The following is a 15,693-nucleotide window of genomic DNA, read 5'->3' on the forward strand; positions in this document are numbered from 1 at the left end:
GCAGTCTGGCAGACACATAACAGGAGCGTTCAATGTCCGACCATATGCGCCACATCACCCTCAAAAGCCGCCCCAAGGGTGCCCCCACGCCCGCCAATTTCGAAATGCAGACCAGCGATGTACCAATCCCCGGCAAGGGCGAGGTGCTGGTGCGCGTTCACTACGTGTCGCTTGATCCCTATATGCGCGGGCGCATGGATGATGCCAAATCCTATGCCGCACCCGTTCCTCTGGGCGGCACGATGGAGGGCGGTGGCGTTGGCGAGGTTCTCATCTCGCACGACGATGGGTTTGAAACGGGTGACATGGTGTTCGGGATGTTCGGCTGGACAACGCACGCGGTCGCGGCGGCGAACACTTTGCGCAAACTCGACCCCACACGCGGCCCGGTCACCGCGGCTCTTGGCGTTCTGGGCATGCCCGGCTTTACCGGCTGGCATGGGCTGAACGCATATGGGCGGCCCAAATCCGGTGAAACGCTTGTGGTGGCCGCAGCCACTGGGCCGGTCGGGTCCATGGTCGGGCAACTGGCGAAATCAGCAGGGCTGCGGGTGATCGGCATCGCGGGGGGCGCGGACAAATGCGCGCTGGCGACTGATACGTTCGGCTTTGATGTCTGCCTTGATCACCGCGCCCATGCGGACGCGCGCAGCCTGCGCACCGCCCTGAAAAAGGCCTGCCCCAAGGGCATCGACATCTATTTCGAAAATGTGGGCGGCAAAGTGCTCGAGGCGGTCATGCCGCTGATGAACCCGCACGGGCGCATCCCGATCTGCGGCATGATCTCGTGGTACAATGCAGGCGGTTTGGGTGCAGGGGCAGATGCGGCAATGTCAGCCCCGGCCCTGTGGCGTCCCATTCTGGTCAAATTCCTGAGCGTGAACGGGTTCATCATCTCCAACCACTGGGATCAATTTCCCAAGTTCCTGAGCGAGGTTGGACCCAAAGTCCAATCCGGCGACATCAGGGTCGTCGAAGACATCGCGCAAGGGCTTGAGTCCGCACCAGAGGCGTTCATCGGCCTGCTTGAGGGGCGCAATCGGGGCAAGCAGATCGTCAAGCTGATCTAGGGTGTGCCTGGGGTCGGTGGGTGGGTACCTTTGCGCCGGCAAACAGTGCCACCCGCAGGCCCTCAAACAGATTGCAACTTGCGCGCCTCAACGCGGGCCAGCTCGATCAATTTGTCCATATAGGGCTTGCCCAGATCATCCTCGCGCACCGCAGCATAAAGACGACGGGTCAGCCCGTCCCTGGTCAGCGGGCGGGTCACATAATCACTGGAATACTTCACCTCGCGCACCACCCAATCGGGCAAGACAGACACACCGCGATTGGACGCAACCAGCAGCAAAATCACTGCCGTCAACTCCGCCTGACGCACAGCCGCGGGCTCCACCTTGGCAGGGATCAACAACTGGCTGAACACATCCAGCCGGGCTCGTTCCACCGGATAGGTGATCAGGGTCTGATCGCGAAAATCCGCCGCCTCGATATACTCTTTCTGGGCCAGTGGATGCGTGCTGGCCGCGACAAAGACGGGCGCGTAGTCAAACAACTCGACAAAGGCGACCCCCGCCAAATCCTCCGGATCCGAGGACACGACCAGATCCACCTCTTCCTTCATCAAGGCGGGCAGCGCGTCAAAGGCAAGACCGGGGCGGATATCCACATCCACATCCGGCCACGAGCGGCGAAACACTTCAAGCACCGGAAACAGCCACTCAAAACAGGCATGGCATTCAATGGCGATATGCATCCGCCCCGATGATCCGTCACGCAGGCCCGTGAACTCGGCCTGCATTGCCTCGACCTGCGGCAGGATCTGATTGGCGAGACGCAACAGGCGCATCCCCGCCGCCGAGAGTTTCAATGGTTTTGAGCGGCGCACGAACAGCTCCACCCCCGCCTGCTCCTCAAGGCCCTTCACCTGATGACTGAGGGCAGATTGGGTGATGTGCAACTGATCCGCCGCCTTCGCGAGCCCCCCCGCCTCATGGATGGCCTTGATCGTGCGCAGATGGCGAAACTCGATATGCATGTGATCCTCATGTTTATCTTGAGAGTTATGAATTTGCTTCAAGATACGCGCTGCCACATACTCGACACAAGCCCAAAGGAGCCCCACCATGACCGCGCTGTCGTTTGAGACCTTTCCGCCAAAATCGCTGGACGCTTCGTTTCACCTCTGGGACACGGTGCAGACGCTGACCCCCCTTGCGCCGCGGTTTGTGTCGGTGACCTACGGGGCGGGCGGTTCGACCCAATCCCTCACGCAAGAGGCCGCACAGACGTTGCGCAAGACCTCCGGCCTGCGGGTCGCAGCGCACCTGACCTGCACCGGGCAAAGCCGTGATGACGTGATGCGCACCGCGCGCAACTATGCCGCTTCCGGTGTGACGGATATCGTGGCCCTGCGCGGGGATGCCCCGGATGGACGCGCCTTTGAACCCCACCCAGATGGCTTTGCCGACAGCATCGCACTGATCAAGGCGCTGGCGGATACCGGCACTTTCACGATCCGTGTGGGGGCCTATCCCGACGGCCACCCCGATGCGGTCTCGATGGCGCAAAACATCGACTTCCTCAAAGCCAAGCTGGACGCAGGCGCGACCGAAGCGATCACGCAATTCTTCTTTGAAGCGGACACCTTTCTGCGCTTCCGCGATGCCTGTGCGGATGCAGGCATCGGCGCACCCATCACGCCGGGTATCCTGCCGGTCAGCAATTGGGCCCGCACGCAGTCATTCGCACAGCGTTGCGGCACGCCGATATCGGCGGTGACGCGCACCGCCTTTGACCGGGCCGAGCGCGATGACCGCGCCGAGTTGTTCGCGCTGACGCACTGCGCTGACCTGTGTGACACGCTGACGGATGAAGGGGTCGATGCACTGCATTTCTACACGCTGAACCGCCCCGACCTGACCCTCAAGGTCTGCCGCGCACTTGGTTTGGTCCGCCCCTCACAAATTCGGAATGTGGCGTAAGGAGGGACTAGACCGATCGGTCTGGCTCGCCTAACCTCGCCGGTGTAACAGTCACCGGACCCTACCCCATGCCCCTTGTCGCCACCTCTCCCGCCGAGTTGCTCAGTCAGGACGAATTGTTGTCCATGTCCGGTTATGAGTTCATGCGCGGGATGCTGGAGGGCACCTTGCCGGGGCCACCCATCGCACAAACGATGGGATATGCGCTGCACGCGGTCGAGGACGGGCGGGTCACCTTTCGCGGCGCACCCGCGTTCAACGTGACCAATCCAATGGGCACGGTGCATGGGGGCTGGTACGGCACCTTGCTTGACAGCGCGATGGCGTGCGCTGTGATGACCAAAGTGCCGCGTGGCGCGGTCTACACCACGCTTGAATACAAGATCAACATCACCCGCACGATCCCCCTTGATATGGAAATTGACTGCGTGGGCGTCATCGATCATGCCGGGCGCTCCACCGGGGTGGCGTCGGGCGAGATACGTGGGGTTGAGGACGGCAAGCTTTATGCGACCGGATCAACCACCTGCATCATCATGGAATTGACGCCCTGACAGCCGCTTACGGCACGTCTTTGGCGGTCGATCCGCGCAGGTCCGCGACCCATTCGCCCCACCCTTTGGGCGGCGGGGCCTGAGCGACCGAGGGATGCACCCGCTCGGACGGGTCAAGCCCCACTTTGCGTGGCCTGCGGGTCACCAGCCACCGCCCGAAGCCCACGAACGACCCCATGGAGGGCGCAGTCGGGTCCTGAGGGAAGCGATCTGCCCATCCCGCTGGCAATGACAGTCCACAGGATTCGGCCATTTCCAGCATCCAGACCAATGGGATATTGGCCAGGGGGCGCGAGCCATATTTACCGGACAAATGCCCGCCAATATCGCCATGGACCCCGCGAAACCACATCTGCACCAGATGGCCGTCCCAATCGTCGGACGTGTCCCACATCACGGGCGCATAGGCGACGCGGGTCTCATTGCGGGCCAGCGCGTGAAAGCCGCGTTTGACGGATTTACCAAGCTGATGGTTGTGAAAAGCATGACGCGGCGCGCTCAGACGCCACAGCAAGGGCATGTTGAGGCCCAGGGATTTCACCGTGTCCCACGCGCCAATCATCTCGATTTCGACCGTGTCATGGCAATTGTTTGCGGCAAAGACCTTCGCGGTCGCCCCGTCGGGATTGCATTCGTAATAGCGGTAGACGTCGCGAATATTGCGTTCAGTCGCCGCCTCGGGTTTCAGCAGACCGACCCGGTCGATGATCCCCGCAAGCGAGCGGACCGCATAGGCCCCGCGCGAATAGCCAAACAGAAATACCTTGTCGCCGGGGTGATATCGCGAGGCCAGATAGCCATACGCCCCGCGGATCTGACGATTGATACCGCGCCCGAAAATGACATCTCCACCGCGCCGCCAATGGGACCATTGCAAACCGGGTTCGTAGTACAGGGACACCGCACTGCCCATCTGGGCCAGCAGCTTATTGGTCAGCCCGGCATTGGTTTCATCACATTCGTCCAGCGACGACATCGTGCCGTCAATGATGATCACGTGCGTCGTCTGTCCACGGGTCGGAGGCGTGACCTCCGGCAAACCTTTTCCAAACTTGCTCTGAAGCCAGCCTGCAATCGATTTATTCAGCCGCGATAGGATCATCCCTGAGCAATTCCCACACTTTCATCGGTGTGAAAGGCATATCAGCCTGGCGCACACCGTGATCCCACAGCGCATCCTGCACCGCATTGGCCACCGCTGCCAATGCTCCGACCGTACCCGCCTCGCCACAGCCCTTCATTCCCATGATGTTGGCCGTTGACGGAACCGGTTCTGACGTGAACCCGATGTAGGGAACATCATCGGCGCGCGGCAAGGCATAATCCATGAACGTTGCCGTGAGAAGTTGGCCGTCTTCGTCAAATTGAACATGCTCGGTCAGGGCCTGTCCGATGCCTTGGACGACACCGCCATGCACCTGCCCTTCGGCCAGCATCGGATTGATAAGATTGCCAAAATCATCGACAACGGTATAGCGTTCAACAGTCGTGACCCCAGTGTCCGGGTCGATCTGAACCTCTGTAATATGACACCCGTTTGGAAAGCTGCGCGCCTCCAGTTTAACGCGGCGTTCATGCACCATCAGATCATCGCGCCCCTTGCCGCGGGCCATCTCGGCCACCTCAAGCATGGTGGGGGTCATATTCGACCCCTCGGCCCGGAACCGTTCATCATCAAAGGTGATCTCGGCCGCAGGCACGCCAATCTCCTCGGACAGGAACACGGCAAAGGCTTCGGTCATGGCCGAGACGGTATAAAGCGTCGCATTGTTCTGCACTGTCACCGACCGGGACCCCCCGGTGCCACCACCCACCTTGATCCGGTCGCTGTCGCCCTGCACGACATCGATCATGTCGACCGGGATGCCGGTCTGGTCGGACAGGAATTTGGCATAGACCGTTTCGTGCCCCTGCCCGTTCGATTGCGTGCCCACATAGATGTTGACCCGGCCCTCGTCGGTGAATTCCACCTTCGTGCTTTCGGTCGGATCGCCAAGGATACTTTCGATGTAGTAACACACCCCGACCCCACGCAGCAGGCCCCGGCCTGCATCTGCGGCCTTGCGCGCGGCGAACCCGGCGAGGTCGGCCTCGACCTCGGCCCGGCTCAGCACCTTGTTGAAATCGCCCACGTCATAGGTTTCGCCCACAGTCGTGGCATAGGGAAACTGGTCGGGTTTGATGAAGTTGATGCGGCGCAATTCCAGCGGATCAACGCCAAGCTCTCGGGCGGCGCGGTCCATGGCCCGCTCAAGAATATAGATCGCCTCGGGGCGACCCGCCCCGCGATAGGCATCGACCTGCGTGGTGTTGGTGTAGTACCCGACCGAGCGCAGATAGGTCGTCTGCACGTCATAGACCCCCATCAAGACGCGGCTGAACAATTGCGTCTGGATGGCTTGGGCAAATTGCGAGTTATAGGCCCCCATATTCGCCTTCGTATGGACGCGGTAGCCGATGATGCGGTGATTTTCGTCAAAGGCCAGCTCGGTCAGCGACGTCAGATCGCGGCCCGCATTGTCGCTCAGCATCGCTTCGGTGCGTTCGGACATCCAGCGCACCGGGCGGCCCAGATCGCGCGCGGCATGGGCGAGCACAAAATATTCGGGGTACATCATCCCCTTCATCCCAAAGCCACCGCCGGTATCGGGATTGGTGACACGGATCATGTCCGGGTCCACATTCAACGCCTCGGCCAACTGTTCCTTGGGGCCCCACACGCCTTGACCATTGATGGCGACGTGAAAACGCGCGCCCTCCATCTCGGCGTAACACCCGCGCGGCTCCATCGAGTTGACGATGACGCGGTTGTCACCCACATCCAGACTGATGACGCGATGCGCCGATGCAAACACAGCCTCGGCCGTCGCCGCATCGCCCATTTCCCAATCATAGGCCACATTGTCCGCCGCCTCGGGGTGCAGCATCTCGCCCCCTGCATCCATGTCCATCTTGGCTGGCAGATCGTCATAGTCGAGCATGATCAGTTCTGCCGCATCGCGGGCCTGAGCCATGGTGTCAGCCACAATCATGGCCACAGGTTCGCCCACAAAGCGCAGGCGGTCGCGCGCCAGAATGGGGCGTTCGGGGGCAGCCCCCTGAGTGCCATCACGGTTGGGCATCGTCGCACCGCGCATGCCGACCTTCATGCCCGCCGCTTCAAGATCGGCCAGCACGTAGACTGCGTGCACACCCTCCGCCGCGCGGGCCTCGGTCACATCCAGATCCGTGATCACCGCATGCGCAACGGGCGAGCGGAACACAAAAGACTGCAACGCATTTGCAGGTGCAATGTCGTCAACATAGCGCCCCTCGCCGGTCAAGAACCGCACATCTTCGCGGCGCCTGACAGATTGGCTTTTTCCGAACTTTTCCATGGGGAACGCTCCTGTGGCTGGAGTGGTGTCAGTTGAGTGCGAACCTAGCGGTTGCGCGGCCAGTGTCCAGAGCCGTAAGCGACCAGGATTTGGACACGGACGGCACGTTTGTCGCCCGTTGGCGCGGGCCAACATCGCCAAAACCCCCTTTCCTTCATAGGCCCGCGCAGCTATCTCACGGGCCAACGAACACAGAGGATACGCGCCATGGCCCTTGGAAAATTCAACGCCGCAGAAGTCGAGGCGCGCATTTACGAGCAGTGGGAGACACGAGGCTGTTTCAAGGCAGGTGCCAATGCCCGCGATGGCGCGTCGGCCTATGCCATTATGATCCCGCCGCCCAACGTCACGGGCGTGCTGCATATGGGTCATGCCTTCAACAACACGTTGCAGGATATCATGGTGCGCTGGCACCGCATGCGCGGGTTCGACACGCTCTGGCAGCCGGGCACGGACCATGCGGGCATCGCCACGCAAATGGTGGTGGAACGCCGCCTTGCCGAACACCAGCAACCCTCACGGACCGAACTTGGCCGCGACGCCTTCACCGCCAAGGTGTGGGAGTGGAAAGCCGAAAGCGGGGGCACCATCGTGTCCCAACTCAAACGGCTCGGGGCCTCCTGTGACTGGTCGCGCGAGGCGTTCACCATGTCCGGCGCGCCCGGCGCACCGCAGGACGTGGCCAAGGGGAACTTTCACGATGCAGTCATCAAAGTCTTTGTCGAGATGTACAACAAGGGCCTGATCTATCGCGGAAAGCGGCTGGTCAACTGGGACCCGCATTTCGAGACGGCGATCTCGGACCTTGAGGTCGAGAACATCGAAACACCGGGCCACATGTGGCACTTCAAATACCCGCTCGCAGAGGGGCAGACCTATACCTATGTCGAAAAGGACGAGGACGGAAATGTCACGCTGGAAGAGGTCCGCGACTATATCTCGATCGCGACCACCCGGCCCGAGACGATGCTGGGCGACGGGGCTGTGGCGGTGCATCCATCCGACGAGCGTTACGCACCCATCGTGGGCAAGCTGTGCGAGATCCCGGTCGGTCCCAAGGCACATCGCCGCCTGATCCCGATCATCACCGACGAGTACCCGGACAAGGATTTTGGCTCGGGCGCGGTCAAGATCACCGGCGCGCATGATTTTAACGACTATCAGGTGGCCAAACGGGGCGGCATCCCGATGTACAACCTGATGGACACCAAGGCGCGGATGCGCAGCGATGGGCAGCCTTACGCGATCGAGGCCGCGATTGCCCAGGAGATCGCCAATGGAGAGCGCAATTTCGACGAGGCGATGATCTCGGCAATGAACCTCGTACCGGACGACTATCGTGGGCTGGACCGGTTCGAGGCGCGCAAGAAAGTGGTGGCCGACATCACCGCCGAAGGGCTGGCCGTGATGCACATGGTACCGGTAACGGACGCGGACGGAAACGAAAGCGTCGAGGCCGTGCCGCTGGTCGAAAACAAGCCGATCATGCAGCCCTTTGGTGATCGTTCCAAAGTGGTGATCGAGCCGCTGCTGACGGACCAGTGGTTCGTGGACACTGACAAGATCGTCGGGCCCGCGCTGGATGCGGTGCGCAGCGGCGACGTGAAGATCATGCCCGAAAGCGGGGAGAAGGTGTATTTCCACTGGCTTGAAAACATCGAGCCATGGTGCATCTCGCGCCAGCTTTGGTGGGGGCATCAGATTCCGGTCTGGTACGGCCCAAGCGTCACGCACACCGAAAACGAAGACGGGACCGCCTCGGATGAATGGGACATCCAGAACCCGCAGCATTTCTGCGCGCCCACCCATGCCGAAGCGCTGGAATTGGCGGTCAACTACTACATGAACAGCGGCGCGATGGGCTTCCTTGTCGATGAGGAGGCGGCCAACGCGGACGAAGCGCTGACATTGACCTATCACGAAGATGGTCAGCCCGTGCGGTTGTGGCGGGACGCGGATGTGCTCGACACGTGGTTCTCCTCCGGCCTCTGGCCCATCGGGACCCTCGGCTGGCCCGAAAAGACGGACGAACTGGCCCGCTATTTCCCGACCTCTGATCTGATCACAGGGCAGGATATCCTGTTCTTCTGGGTCGCGCGGATGATGATGATGCAACTGGCCATCGTGGACGAGGTGCCGTTCAAGAACGTCTACCTCCATGGGCTCGTGCGCGATGCAAAGGGCAAGAAGATGTCGAAATCGACCGGCAACGTCATCGACCCGCTGGACCTGATCGACGAATTCGGGGCAGACGCGCTGCGGTTCACCAATGCGGCCATGGCCTCGCTTGGCGGGGCGCTGAAACTCGACACCCAACGCATCGCAGGCTACAGGAACTTCGGCACAAAGCTGTGGAACGCCGCCTCCTTTGGTGAGCGTAACGGCACGTTTGACGTGCCCCATTCGGGCACCATGCCAGAGGCGACCCTGACACCGAACCGCTGGATCAAGGGAGAGATCGCACGCACCCGCGAGGCGGTCGATGCCGCATTGGCCGAATATCGCTTCAATGATGCGGCCAGTGCGCTTTATGCGTTCACTTGGGGCACTTTCTGCGACTGGTATATCGAGCTGAGCAAACCCATTTTCGAGGGCGGCACCGAGGCCGAGATCGCCGAAACCCGCGCCGTCTATGCCTGGGGCCTTGATCAATGCCTGCTCATGCTGCACCCGATCATGCCCTTCATCACCGAAGAGTTGTGGGGCCAGAAGGCGCGGCCCAAACCCTTGGTGCATGGCGACTGGCCGACCTACAGCGCGGCTGATCTGGCCGACCCAAGCGCAGATGCGGAGTTGGGCTGGGTGACAGGCGCGATTGACGCGATCCGGTCGGCCCGCGCGCAGATGCACGTGCCCGCAGGTGCGCGTATACCGATGGTGGTTGTGGGTCTTGAGGAAGGCGCGCGCGCCGCGTGGGACGCCAACGAAAGCGCGTTCAACGCATTGGCCCGGATCACCGAATTGAACGTGGTGGACGACTTCCCCAAAGGCACCGTGACCCTTGGGCTTGCGGGGGGGCGCTTTGGCCTGCCGCTGGACGGGGTGATCGATGTCGCCGAAGAAATTGCGCGACTGGAAAAGACACTCGGAAAATTGGCCAAGGAAGTGGGCGGGCTGCGCGGCCGGCTCAAGAACCCCAAATTCGCGCAAAGCGCACCGCCCGAGGTTGTGGCCGAAACCCAGGCCAATCTGGACGCGCGCGCCGAAGAAGAGGGCAAGTTGCAAGAGGCGCTCGCCCGGCTTCAGGAACTCGGCTGAGCCAAACCAAACGGCCCAACGAAAAAGGCACCCCGATCAAGGGATGCCTTTTGTCATTTCTTCAGGGGTAGATTTACTCTGGAAGGCTGAGCGCCACAAAGCGTGGATCACCTGCACGGCGGACAAGCAGCAGCAGCGACTTGCGCCCCGCCTCTTTGACTTCGCTCAGACGGGTCTCAAAATCCGCGATGCTCGCGATCTTTTGCTGCCCGGCTTCGGTGATGACGTCACCCGCGCGCAGCCCTTTTTCATAGGCTTCGCTGGTTTCATCCACATCCGTCACAGCCAGACCCTGCTGGCCTTCGCCCACGCTCAGCTGTTCGATCAACTCGTCCGTCAGCGTGCTGAGAGTCAGGCCAAGCACCTCTTTGGTTTCGGCGCCTTCGGGTTCGGAGGGCGTGTCCGCCACCGCAGGGGTCGCACCTTCGGCCTCTTCACGGCGACCAAGGGTCACGCGTAATGTCACGGTTTCCCCGTCACGGAACACAACCACGCGCACGGTTTCACCAATCGGGCTGTTGCCGACCTGACGTACCAGGCCACGGGTGTCGGCCACGTCCACGCCTGCAAAGCTGAGGATCACATCACCGTCCTGCATGCCGGATTCCAGCGCAGGACCTTCGGGCACAGAGGTGACCAACGCACCCGCAACTTCCTCAAGGCCAATGGCCTCGGCGATGTCCTCGGTCACGTCCTGAATGCGCACGCCCAACCAGCCACGGCGGGTTTCGCCGAACTCCTGCAATTGGTCCACCACGCGGGTCACGACGTTGGATGCCATGGAAAAGCCGATGCCGATAGAGCCACCATTGGGCGACAGGATCGCTGTGTTCACGCCGATCACCTGACCGTCCATGTTGAACAGAGGACCGCCCGAGTTGCCCCGGTTGATGGCCGCGTCAGTCTGGATGTAGTCGTCATAGGTGCCGCTGAGGGCGCGGTTGCGCGCGGACACGATCCCGGCCGAAACGGAAAAGCCCTGACCAAGCGGGTTGCCCATCGCAATCACCCAGTCACCCACGCGGGAGTCGTCGCTGTTGCCGAAGGGCACAAAGGGCAATGGGCCATCCGCGCTGACCTTGAGCAAGGCGATGTCGGTGTTTGGATCGGTGCCGATCAATTCGGCCTCTAGTTCGTCGCCGTTGAAGAACTCGATCAGGATCTCGTCGGCACCTTCAATCACGTGGTTGTTGGTGACGATGAACCCGTCCTCGGAAATCACAAAGCCCGAGCCCAGAGCCGATGAGCGGCGGGGGCGGTCGCCCTGCCCGTTGCGGTCCTGAAACTCCCGAAAGAAGTCCTCGAAGGGGGAGCCTTCGGGCACAACACCTTGCGGCCCTGTGCGTCCTTCAATCACGGTGGATGTGGTGATGTTGACCACTGATGGGCTGATCTGTTCTGCCAGCGGCGCAAGGCTTTCGGGGCGGGCCGTGGCCATCAGGGTTTGCACCAGCACAAAGGCCAGCGCGAGCGCGCCTATCCAGAGGGCGCGGATGTAGTTCACATCGGTAAGCTGTCTCGAAAGGGCAATTGCCTGTCGCTGCATCAGGTCTCTCCTGCTTCGTCTTGATGGCCGGGCTGGCCGGATAACACACACGGATGCGCGTTTGCATACAGGGTGCATGTAGGGTTGCATCCTTGCAACATTAAAGATGGCCCTGTCCCGCATGGTTTCAATATCACGTTACCAATGTGTCAACGCACAGCCGGTTGGGTGGTCAAATCCCGATATAAAATGCGAGCCACACACAGATCAGGCCCGACACCATCACCAAGGCCCCCAATTGACGTCGCACGGCTTCAGGCAGGCTGCGCAAAACCTCAAGCACGCGTTCAATAAGCGAAGGGGCCAGCACATAGGCCAGCCCCTCCACAATCATCACAAGTCCAAGGGCAAGAAGCACCCAGGCCATCAGGTCACTCCGCCGCCAGACCGCGGGCACCCTGATCGGATTTGAGGTAGTTGAAGAACTCGCTGTCCGGCGACATCACCATAGTCGAGTTGTTCGCCCCAAGTGCACGATCATAAGCGGTGAGCGAGCGGTAGAATTCAAAGAACTCCGGGTCGGCCCCGAACGCATCGGCGAAGATGGCGTTGCGGCGCGCATCCGCTTCACCGCGAATAATCTCGGCCTGACGTTCCGCATCAGAGGTCAATTCAACCACCGTCCGGTCCGCCTGAGCGCGCACCCGTTGGGCAGCCTCGTTACCGCGGGCGCGTTCGTCGGTTGCCTCACGCTCACGTTCGGCGCGCATCCGCTGGAAGGTCGCGTCAAGGTTTTCGGTTGGCAGGTCCGTGCGCTTGAGACGCACGTCGACAACCTCAATACCCAGGGCGCGCGCTTCGGCAATCGCACCATTTCGAATGCGCAGCATCAGCGCCGCCCGGTCCGAACTCAGGATATCGTTGGACGACACGGAGCCCAGCACTTCGCGCAGCTCGTTGCGCAAAATACCGTCGATGCGACGTTCGGCGGCCCCTTCACCGCCTGTACCAACCGCTTGGCGGAACTGGTTCAGATCAGCAATCCGGTAGCGGGCAAAGGCATCCACAACCAGACGACGATCATCCAGCGGGGTGACTTCAAGCGGTTCGACATCGCGGCTCAGGATACGGTCGTCATAGCGCACAACCTCTTGGATCAGGGGGATTTTCACGCCCAATCCGGGCACTTCCTTGATGTCGACGACCCGGCCAAATTGCAGGACAAGCACCTTTTCACGTTCATCCACGATGAACAGGGACGACAATGCGATGGCCGCAGCCACCACGATAACGGGGATCAGAAACGCAGATTTACGCATCAGTTTGTCCCTTCAGTAGTGTTGCGACGCAATTCGTTGAGCGGCAGGTAAGGCACCACGCCCTGGCTGTCGCCCCCATTCTCGTCGATAATGACCTTGTCGACACGGCCCAGCACACGCTCCATCGTTTCAAGATAAAGACGTTTGCGGGTGACGTCGGGGGCCTTGGCATATTCTTCCAAAACGGCCGAGAAACGAGACGCTTCACCCTCGGCCTGGTTGACCTGTTGGGCACGGTAGCCTTCGGCCTCTTCCAGAAGCTGCGCGGCCTGACCACGGGCTTCGGCCAAAACGCGGTTGGCATAGGCATCCGCCACGTTTTGCAAACGATCCCGTTCCTGTTCAGCGGCCTGAACGTCGCGGAAGGCGTCGATCACGGATTGTGGCGGGTCGGCCTTGTCAAAGTTCACGCGGATGACCGTGACACCGCTGTCATAGCTGTCGAGCGTGTTTTGGATGAGGTCAAGCAACTGCACCGCGATCGCACCACGGTCCCGGTTGAGGATCGGGGCCAGATCAGACTGGGCGATAATCTCACGCATCGCCGATTCCGCAACGGCGCGGATGGTGGGGCGTGGATCACGCAGGTTGAACAGGTATTTGGCCGGATCATTGATGTTCCAGACGACCTGGAAATCAATGTCGACGATATTTTCGTCACCGGTCAGCATCAGGCCCGCGTCGCCGCCACGGCCGCCCACACCGATCTCTTCGGTTTGTTCGCGGGTGACGGGAATGACTTCGGCGGTGACCACAGGCCAGGGCGCAAAATTCAGACCCGGATTTCCGATCGCCGAGAACTCGCCAAGGAACAATTCGACGGATTGTTCTTCGGGTCGGACCGTGTAAAAACTGGCCATCCCCCACAGCACGACCGCGGCCAAAGCGCCAAGGCCAAGCGTACCTTTGGTCAGAAACGGGCCGGAGCCGCCGCCATTGCCACGCCCCCCACCGGTGCCGCCGCCACCGCGACCGCCCATCAGGACGCGCAGTTGTTCCTGGCCTTTCTTGACCAGTTCGTCGATCTCGGGGATTTGCGGACCGTCATCACCGGGCCGACGCCCGCCGTTGCCACGACCAGGGTCACGCGAGCCGTTTTTGCGCCCGTCATCCCCGTCGTTCGAATTTCCGCCACCCCCCCAGGGGCCGCCTGTATTGCCAGCCATATGGTGTAGTTCTCCTCTTGTCGTGCGACAGGTGCCGCATCTTGTCTTGTCACTTGTGTCTAGATATCGAAAATTCAAGCGGTGCGCATGGGCGTCTTCATGGTCACGATCTCTTCGGACATGGTGGGATGAACGGCCACGGTCTGGTCGAAATCTTCCTTGGTTGCGCCCATTTTGATAGCGACACCCGCCAGTTGGATCATTTCACCCGCATCCGGCGCGACGATGTGACAGCCCAGAACCTTGCGGGTCGCCTTGCTGACAACCAGCTTCATCAGAACCCGATTGTTTTGGCCGCCAAAGGCCGTCTTCATCGGGCGGAACGAGGTGCAGTAGACTTCGACCTCTTCCTGTTCGCGCGCGTCCTCTTCGCTGAGCCCCACGGTGCCCATCTCGGGTTGAGTAAAGATGGCCGATGGGATCAGCTCGTGATCTACAGCCGTTGGATTGTCCTGAAACACCGTCTGAACAAAGGCCATGCCCTCGCGAATGGCGACAGGGGTGAGGTTCACGCGATTGGTCACGTCCCCGATGGCATAGACGCTGTCGACGGCTGTTTTGGAATAAGCGTCCACAACAATTTCCTTGCGGCGCCCGATCTGAATGCCGAGGTCTTCCAGACCCAGATCCGCACTGTTGGGATCGCGACCGGTCGCAAACAGGACGATATCATATTCCCGGGCGTCGCCACTGGTGGGTTTGACCCAGACCGATTGCGACCCATCCCCCGTGCGCGTTGCCATCAAGGTGGCGGATTGTTTGGCATCGGCCCCCATGGCCGCGTCGGTGGCCGTGGGTCCGCTGACCGCATCATAATCACCACCGCCGGGGGCCATTTCGACAATGTTGGTGCCCAAATGCAGCTTGATCCCGTTTTCGCGCATGGCCTCGGCGATCAGACCGCGGGCTTCGTCATCAAAGCCGCGCAAAATCTGGGCACCGCGGTAGAACTGTGTCACCTCGACCCCGAGCCCGTTGAAGATGCAGGCAAATTCGCAGGCGATATACCCGCCCCCGATAATCAGAATGGATTTTGGCAGCGTTTCCAGGTGAAAGATGTCGTCGCTCACGATCCCCAGATCGGCGTTGGGGATGTCCGGGCGGACCGGGTGACCGCCGGTTGCGATCAGGATCGTCTTGGCTGTTTTGGTTTCCCCGGTGGACAGTTCCACTGTGTGGGCGTCCTTGAGCCGGGCGCGGGCATCAAAGGTTTCGACACCCGATGACTTCAGCAGATTGCGGTAGATCCCTTCAAGCCGGTCAAGTTCGCTCGCCATGTGGCCCTGAAACCTGTCCCAGTGGAATGTGCCCTCGCCCATGTCCCAGCCATAGCCGCGGGCGAGGGCCGGCATGCCGGAAAATTCACTGGCAAACACCATCAGCTTTTTGGGCACACAGCCCCGGATCACACATGTCCCGCCATAGCGGTCTTCTTCGGCCAGTGCGACCCGGGCACCGGCGTCGCTGGCGGCCACGCGCGCGGCGCGCACCCCCCCCGATCCGCCACCGATTACAAACAGATCGTAGTCATATTCCGCCATGTCAGCCG

12 protein-coding genes are annotated in these 15,693 nt (G+C 61.1%); 4 read left to right on the forward strand and 8 right to left on the reverse strand.

What is annotated here, in order from left to right; translation table 11 throughout:
• Nucleotides 1-32: 32 nt before the first annotated feature.
• Nucleotides 33-1,070 carry an NADP-dependent oxidoreductase gene (locus Q0859_RS09535; RefSeq protein ID WP_299150265.1) on the forward strand — a complete coding sequence of 346 codons (1,038 nt, stop codon included), beginning with the start codon at nucleotides 33-35 and terminating at the stop codon, nucleotides 1,068-1,070.
• A 62-nt stretch (nucleotides 1,071-1,132) separates the two neighbouring features.
• On the opposite strand, the gene Q0859_RS09540 is transcribed toward Q0859_RS09535, so the two are convergent.
• Nucleotides 1,133-2,038: a LysR family transcriptional regulator gene (locus Q0859_RS09540; RefSeq protein WP_299150267.1), complete on the reverse strand. Its 906-nt coding sequence runs from the start codon at nucleotides 2,036-2,038 to the stop codon at nucleotides 1,133-1,135.
• 88 nt (nucleotides 2,039-2,126) lie between these two features.
• Here Q0859_RS09540 and Q0859_RS09545 point away from each other — a divergent pair, with 88 nt between their 5' ends.
• Nucleotides 2,127-2,984 carry a methylenetetrahydrofolate reductase gene (locus Q0859_RS09545; protein WP_299150270.1) on the forward strand — a complete coding sequence of 286 codons (858 nt, stop codon included), beginning with the start codon at nucleotides 2,127-2,129 and terminating at the stop codon, nucleotides 2,982-2,984.
• 68 nt (nucleotides 2,985-3,052) lie between these two features.
• The gene (locus Q0859_RS09550; protein WP_299150274.1) at nucleotides 3,053-3,538 is read left to right on the forward strand and encodes a PaaI family thioesterase; all 486 of its coding nucleotides are present in this window, start codon (nucleotides 3,053-3,055) and stop codon (nucleotides 3,536-3,538) included.
• 7 nt (nucleotides 3,539-3,545) lie between these two features.
• Here Q0859_RS09550 and Q0859_RS09555 read toward each other — a convergent pair whose 3' ends face one another.
• Together Q0859_RS09555 and Q0859_RS09560 are read right to left on the reverse strand one after the other, a co-directional pair.
• The gene (locus Q0859_RS09555; protein ID WP_299150277.1) at nucleotides 3,546-4,640 is read right to left on the reverse strand and encodes a DUF2235 domain-containing protein; all 1,095 of its coding nucleotides are present in this window, start codon (nucleotides 4,638-4,640) and stop codon (nucleotides 3,546-3,548) included.
• A complete protein-coding gene (locus tag Q0859_RS09560; RefSeq protein WP_299150280.1) occupies nucleotides 4,618-6,915 on the reverse strand; it encodes a xanthine dehydrogenase family protein molybdopterin-binding subunit in 2,298 nt (765 codons plus the stop codon). The genes Q0859_RS09555 and Q0859_RS09560 overlap by 23 nt, the downstream gene beginning before the upstream one ends.
• Nucleotides 6,916-7,122: 207 nt before the next feature.
• Here Q0859_RS09560 and Q0859_RS09565 point away from each other — a divergent pair, with 207 nt between their 5' ends.
• Nucleotides 7,123-10,173, forward strand: coding sequence for a valine--tRNA ligase (locus Q0859_RS09565; RefSeq protein WP_299150283.1), 3,051 nt, complete (start codon nucleotides 7,123-7,125; stop codon nucleotides 10,171-10,173).
• A 73-nt stretch (nucleotides 10,174-10,246) separates the two neighbouring features.
• Here the strand turns inward: Q0859_RS09565 and Q0859_RS09570 are convergent, their stop codons facing one another.
• The 5 genes from Q0859_RS09570 to Q0859_RS09590 form a co-directional block, all read right to left on the reverse strand.
• On the reverse strand, nucleotides 10,247-11,719 hold the full coding sequence (locus Q0859_RS09570; protein ID WP_299150288.1) for a Do family serine endopeptidase: 1,473 nt from the start codon (nucleotides 11,717-11,719) through the stop codon (nucleotides 10,247-10,249).
• Between the two features lie 172 nt (nucleotides 11,720-11,891).
• A complete protein-coding gene (locus Q0859_RS09575) occupies nucleotides 11,892-12,086 on the reverse strand; it encodes a DUF2065 domain-containing protein (RefSeq protein WP_299150294.1) in 195 nt (64 codons plus the stop codon).
• Nucleotides 12,087-12,090: 4 nt separating this feature from the next.
• Complete coding sequence (gene hflC / locus Q0859_RS09580) at nucleotides 12,091-12,978, reverse strand: protease modulator HflC (protein ID WP_299150299.1); 888 nt, start codon at nucleotides 12,976-12,978, stop codon at nucleotides 12,091-12,093.
• Entirely contained in the window at nucleotides 12,978-14,144 is a 1,167-nt protein-coding gene (gene hflK, locus Q0859_RS09585) for an FtsH protease activity modulator HflK (RefSeq protein WP_299150303.1), read from the reverse strand. Before hflK ends, hflC begins: the two co-directional genes overlap by 1 nt.
• A 74-nt stretch (nucleotides 14,145-14,218) precedes the next feature.
• Nucleotides 14,219-15,685, reverse strand: a complete 1,467-nt coding sequence (locus Q0859_RS09590) for an FAD-dependent oxidoreductase (RefSeq protein WP_299150307.1) — start codon at nucleotides 15,683-15,685, stop codon at nucleotides 14,219-14,221.
• Between the last annotated feature and the right edge of the window lie 8 nt (nucleotides 15,686-15,693).

Origin of the sequence: uncultured Tateyamaria sp. (assembly GCF_947497045.1) — a bacterium.
Lineage (GTDB): Bacteria > Pseudomonadota > Alphaproteobacteria > Rhodobacterales > Rhodobacteraceae > Tateyamaria.

Bases quoted from the DNA above. Each gene is read 5' to 3' on its own strand.
- Q0859_RS09560 (WP_299150280.1), bottom strand. From the start codon at position 6,915: ATGGAAAAGTTCGGAAAAAGCCAATCTGTCAGGCGCCGCGAAGATGTG.
- hflK (WP_299150303.1), bottom strand. From the start codon at position 14,144: ATGGCTGGCAATACAGGCGGCCCCTGGGGGGGTGGCGGAAATTCGAAC.
- hflC (WP_299150299.1), bottom strand. From the start codon at position 12,978: ATGCGTAAATCTGCGTTTCTGATCCCCGTTATCGTGGTGGCTGCGGCC.
- Q0859_RS09545 (WP_299150270.1), top strand. From the start codon at position 2,127: ATGACCGCGCTGTCGTTTGAGACCTTTCCGCCAAAATCGCTGGACGCT.
- Q0859_RS09540 (WP_299150267.1), bottom strand. From the start codon at position 2,038: ATGCATATCGAGTTTCGCCATCTGCGCACGATCAAGGCCATCCATGAG.
- Q0859_RS09570 (WP_299150288.1), bottom strand. From the start codon at position 11,719: ATGCAGCGACAGGCAATTGCCCTTTCGAGACAGCTTACCGATGTGAAC.
- Q0859_RS09575 (WP_299150294.1), bottom strand. From the start codon at position 12,086: ATGGCCTGGGTGCTTCTTGCCCTTGGACTTGTGATGATTGTGGAGGGG.
- Q0859_RS09590 (WP_299150307.1), bottom strand. From the start codon at position 15,685: ATGGCGGAATATGACTACGATCTGTTTGTAATCGGTGGCGGATCGGGG.
- Q0859_RS09535 (WP_299150265.1), top strand. From the start codon at position 33: ATGTCCGACCATATGCGCCACATCACCCTCAAAAGCCGCCCCAAGGGT.
- Q0859_RS09550 (WP_299150274.1), top strand. From the start codon at position 3,053: ATGCCCCTTGTCGCCACCTCTCCCGCCGAGTTGCTCAGTCAGGACGAA.
- Q0859_RS09555 (WP_299150277.1), bottom strand. From the start codon at position 4,640: ATGATCCTATCGCGGCTGAATAAATCGATTGCAGGCTGGCTTCAGAGC.
- Q0859_RS09565 (WP_299150283.1), top strand. From the start codon at position 7,123: ATGGCCCTTGGAAAATTCAACGCCGCAGAAGTCGAGGCGCGCATTTAC.